General features: G+C 66.4%; 5 protein-coding genes. 3 read left to right on the top strand and 2 right to left on the bottom strand.

Annotated features, from left to right (window positions below):
* From HUV01_RS14975 to HUV01_RS12185, 3 genes are all read left to right on the top strand, one after another.
* Positions 1-646: IclR family transcriptional regulator domain-containing protein (locus HUV01_RS14975; RefSeq protein ID WP_302480053.1), on the top strand; the 646-nt coding region annotated here is incomplete at its 5' end.
* 37 nt (positions 647-683) lie between these two features.
* Entirely contained in the window at positions 684-1,007 is a 324-nt protein-coding gene (locus tag HUV01_RS12190) for a hypothetical protein (protein ID WP_174298513.1), read from the top strand.
* A 65-nt stretch (positions 1,008-1,072) separates the two neighbouring features.
* Positions 1,073-2,119: an acyltransferase family protein gene (locus tag HUV01_RS12185; protein WP_174298512.1), complete on the top strand. Its 1,047-nt coding sequence runs from the start codon at positions 1,073-1,075 to the stop codon at positions 2,117-2,119.
* Between the two features lie 32 nt (positions 2,120-2,151).
* Here the strand turns inward: HUV01_RS12185 and HUV01_RS12180 are convergent, their stop codons facing one another.
* Together HUV01_RS12180 and HUV01_RS12175 are read right to left on the bottom strand one after the other, a co-directional pair.
* Entirely contained in the window at positions 2,152-3,480 is a 1,329-nt protein-coding gene (locus HUV01_RS12180) for a hypothetical protein (protein ID WP_174298511.1), read from the bottom strand.
* 66 nt (positions 3,481-3,546) lie between these two features.
* Positions 3,547-4,662: O-antigen ligase family protein (locus HUV01_RS12175; protein ID WP_174298510.1), on the bottom strand; the 1,116-nt coding region annotated here is incomplete at its 5' end.

Raw genomic sequence — 4,662 nt, 5'->3', positions numbered from 1 at the left:
CGGAGTCATGGCACTCCATGGCATCGACCTTTACGACCTCTCGGCTCCCTACCTCGAGCAGCTCGCTGATCTGACCGGTGAGACTGCAAACCTCGGTGTTCCGATCGCTGGCGACCAAGTCGTCTATATCCGGCAGGTCCTGAGCCGGCATTCGATCCGGCACGCCGCCTGGATAGGCCGGACGGTGCCGATGGAAGGCACCGCGATCGGAGCCGCGGTCAGCGGGCGTTTCGGGAGGAACGGGGTGAGCCTCGCCCGAGTCACCATCGAGCCGGACGTCACTGCTCTCGCGGCCCCCGTGTTCGGTGCGGACGACCTGATCGTTGGCGCCTTGAGCGTCACGGGGCCGAGCTACCGGATGGACGACGTCCTCATCGAACGGGCCAAGATCGCATTGCTCCGCGCCGCGCAGACGAGCGTGGCGGCCGGCGCCGGTGGCTCGCAGGTGCTGCTCGACGACGACGACCTGCCGATGGAGAGCGACGGCGTCCACCTTACCAACGCCGGCCAGCTTGTCCTGGGAGAGCGGCTGTGGGCGATCGACCAAGGCGTCCGGCGGGGCATCCGGCGGACGCCTGAGGGTCGGCGGTCGATCCTGCCGCGCGCGGATCGCCGGGCGTTTGGAGAAACCCGGCAAGGTGGGTAGGACAAAGTAGGTAGGAGACGTCGGAGGAGGCGTAGGGATGAAGCGCGGGATCGGGATCGGAATTGTCATGGTCGCCGTCCTGGCCGGTCCGGCGTCGGGACAGACGCGCACGGTGCGCGACACCGCGACCGCCTATGGCGCGCGGCTCAACGCGACCGGGGTGCCCGCGAACACCAACGCGCTGCGGCTCAACGACCGCACCAACAGCCGGATCGAGAACCGGCTGAGCCTGCGCATCGAGCGGTATCAGCCCGACGCGACCGCCAATCCCACGGCCGCGTACAAGACCGCGCAGTCCGACAACGTGCGCGCGGCCCCGATCATCGCGCCCGTTCCGCAGGACGAGAGCCAGCCGCAGTAACGGCCGGCGCGAGCCCGCGCCGGCATCCGGCGGGGCGATCAGATCGATGTAAGGAATCCCATAGGGTGCAACAGGACAAGCGTGAACGGCTGCAAGCCTTCGACATGGCAAAGGGCTTCGCGATCGTTCTGGTCGTTTACGGGCATGGCCTGCGTGGGCTGGTCGAGGCGCATGCGATTGGCCCGATGTCGCCGCTGCTGGTGTCTGACTACATTATCTACACCTTTCACATGCCAATCTTCTTTTTCATGTCGGGATGGCTGTTTCATTCAGCCGGCAAGCTGGCTTATCCCTTCTGGCGCAGCCGCATGCTGACGATCGCCTATCCGTATCTTGTCTGGTCGCTGCTTCAGGCAGGAGTGCAGATGGCGCTCGCAGGGTCGGGACTGGTCAACAGCACGATACCGGTAGCGCGTGTGCTGGCGATTGGATGGAGCCCGATCTTGATTTTCTGGTTCCTGTATGCGTTGTTTTTCTGCAACATTCTCGCCTTCTACCTGTACCGGGTGCGGCCCGAGATACTGGTTGTGGGCGGGTTGCTTATGTTCGCGATCGCTGCCTGGCTGCACGCGGAGGTGTTCGGCGACATTGGCTACGGCTTTCTTTATTTCGCCTTGGGTCTGCTCGCGCGGTCACGGGGCTGGGTAGAGCGGTTGCCCCGGACTGGAGGGCCGGCGGCGCTGCTAGTATTGATGTTTCTAGCCGTCGCCTTCACCTGCCATGCTGTTGGCGTTCCCGAACGATGGCCGTTTCCGGCCGCGCTGCTAGGGATCGCAGCCACATTATCGTGCTGTTTTGTAATCGAAGATCGTGCACCTAGGAATGTAGTTACGCGCCTGCTGGCGACGTTCGGCTGCTATTCGATGGGTATCTTCGTAATGCACGCCCTGATGCTCGGCTTTGTTCGCGCGGTGATGCTTCATGTGCTGCACGTCACAAATCCGGCGCTGATCCTCCCCGCAGCGGTGGTAACGGGAGTGTTGTTGCCGATCAGCGTTCAGGCGGTGCTGGTGCGGGTCGGCCTCAACAACTGGGCAGGGCTGCCCTTCTCGGCGGCGCAACGCCGGCGCGACGTTGCGCGCCCCATCGTCCTTCTCCGCGACACCGCCTGACGCTGACGGTCTTCACAACAGCGCAAGTAAATCTAGCTGACCACTGCTTGAGATAGGACTGGGGTGGCGCCCGACTCACCTAGCTGTTTCTGCATCCAATCGAAGCGCATCGTGAACGCCAGGCCGACGCCGATCGCCAGCACGAAGCGGTTATAGGGGATCGGCGGGGAATAGAGGATGATCCAGGCCGTCATCAGCAGCAGGGGCGCGACGAACGAGCGCGTGATGCCCTTTTCCAGCGACAGCAGGGGCACGGCGAAGATCGCGATATAGACCAGGTACAGCCAGACGATCGCCGAGGGTATGCCGGTCTCGAACGCCGTCGCGACCAGCGCGGAATGGTACAGGATGTTGCCCGAGCTTAGCACGTCGTCGCTGGCGTAGACCGACAGGCTGATAAGGTCGTAGAGATACTCGTTCGAATAGTTGTAGATGCCTACGCCGATGAACGGGTGGTCCCCGATCCCCAGCAGGTTGACGATGATCTCCGGACGGCCGCCCAGCAGGATCGACCCGAACGAGCTCTGGAAGATCGCGATCTCCGCCGCGCGATAGCCGAACAGGCCCTTGATCGCCAGAAAGGCATAGAGTTCCGTGACCCCATAGCCCAGGATCGCGGCGCCGATGATGAAGACCGGGGCCAGCCGCCGGTAGCTCGCCGGCACGCGCAGGAAACCCATGCAGAGGACGACGATCGCCGAGGCGAAATACACGCCGCCGACCGACCGCGTCCCGCCCGCGAAGCAGAACACCGCATAGCCGACCAGCAGCACGGCGATGAACGCCACGGAGGGCGCCTTGCCTCCCGACGCCAGCGCGTACAGCGCCAGCAATCCGGCCCCGAGGGGGACGCCGATCAGGAACTTGATCGGATAATCGTGTACGCGCAGGTCGTTGGGATAGAAATAATGGCAGCAGATGCCGATCATGGTGCCGGCGACCAGCGCCGCGCGGCCCTTGTCGGGGCTGTTCCTGATGACGATGCAATATCCCACGCTCTCGACGAACAGCGCGACTGACGGATATCCGCGCCCGGCCAGCGCGGCCATGCCCGAACCGTTGATGAAGACGGACAGCGCCATGAAGGCGAGGCTGGCCACGAGCAGCGCCAGGAACGTCCCGAACAGGTCGCGCACGACCTGCGGATGCGCGACGACGAGCCCGACCGCGACGAGGTCGTACAGCGTCAGCCTGGCTTCGGGCGCGATCGGGACCAGCACCGACAGCCCGATGAGGAAACAGATCAGGGGCGCGAACCGCGCCGGCGCCCGTGTCCCCGCCTGCGCGCCTGCCCCCGCCTGTGGTTGGGGAAACCGCTCCTGGGACGCGAAGCCGTTATACGGGAGTTGGTTAGCCGGCAAGGAAGGGTCCGATCCGAAGGGGCGCCGTCGTGCGATACCGGATCGATGCGGCGCTTGCCAACATCGCTATGCGCGAGGTGTGGGCGCGGGGCGCGCGTTCTGGCGATCGCCGGATCGCGTCGCGTCCCGGTCGGGCAGGGGGGCGGCGCACCAGCTCGCCGCAAGCGCCAGGACCGCCGACAGCAGCGGGGTCCGCAGCGGATAGTCGGTGATGCTGGCGACGGCGAGGATCAGGATGATCGAGACGCCGAGCCGCGCGAACACCGGCTCCGGCTCCGCCCCCCGCCGGTTGCGCCAGAACTCCCGGCCCGCCCAGAGCAGTGCCGCCGCCGTCAGGAGCAGCCCGGGTATCCCGGCGGTGAGCGCGACCTCCAGATACTCGTTGTGCGCATGGTTCGAATAGGTCTCGCGCAGCAGGGCGGTGGGCTCGATGATGCGATAGACCTCGTCGTACGAGCCGATCCCCGATCCCCAGGGCAGATAGCCGGGCAGGACGTGGACGATGCTGGCCCACCATAGCGGGCGGATGTCGGCGCCCGCCGTCTCGAGCCGGCTGAACGCGAGGCCGCGGGCGGCGAGGACGGTGGCCAGCGCCGCCGATCCCGCCACGACCGCCCCGAGCGCGAGCCTGGTCGCCACCGCCGACCAGGCCGGCATCCGCTCGAACAGCTCGATCCGCAACAGGCCGTAGAACAGGGCGAGCAGGATCGCGCCGACGCCGAGCACCAGCCCGGCGCGCGATCCGGTGACGATGATAAGGACGACGACGACCAGCGCCGCCCCGGCCGCAAGCAGCTTCACAAGCCATGCGCTCCGGCGGTCGAGGCGGGTGACGCGCGCCGCGACCGCCAGCATCGGCAGCATGGCCGCCAGCAGCGCCGCCTGGTGGTTCTTGTTGGCGAACAACCCCGATATCTCGAACCCGTTCACGCGGAACAGGCTTATCTGCAATCCGCTGGCCTGGAGCAGGCCGACGAAGGCGCTGGCCCCCGCCAGCAACAGCAGGACGTGCAGGACCCGCACGCGATCGGCGGCGGTTAGCCGGGCGGCCAGCAGCAGCGTGGCGACGGGCACGCCGAGCGCGGCCAGCGCGTCGACGGTACGGCTAGGCACGAGCGACACCGGCCGCCATCCGTCGGCGACGCCCGCCGCCGCGTCGATCATCCGGACCCGGCCATGCTG

The organism is Sphingomonas bacterium (assembly GCF_903643035.1).
Lineage (GTDB): Bacteria > Pseudomonadota > Alphaproteobacteria > Sphingomonadales > Sphingomonadaceae > Sphingomonas.
This window is presented reverse-complemented; position numbering and strand designations above follow the sequence as displayed.

Bases quoted from the DNA above. Each gene is read 5' to 3' on its own strand.
- HUV01_RS12190 (WP_174298513.1), top strand. From the start codon at position 684: ATGAAGCGCGGGATCGGGATCGGAATTGTCATGGTCGCCGTCCTGGCC.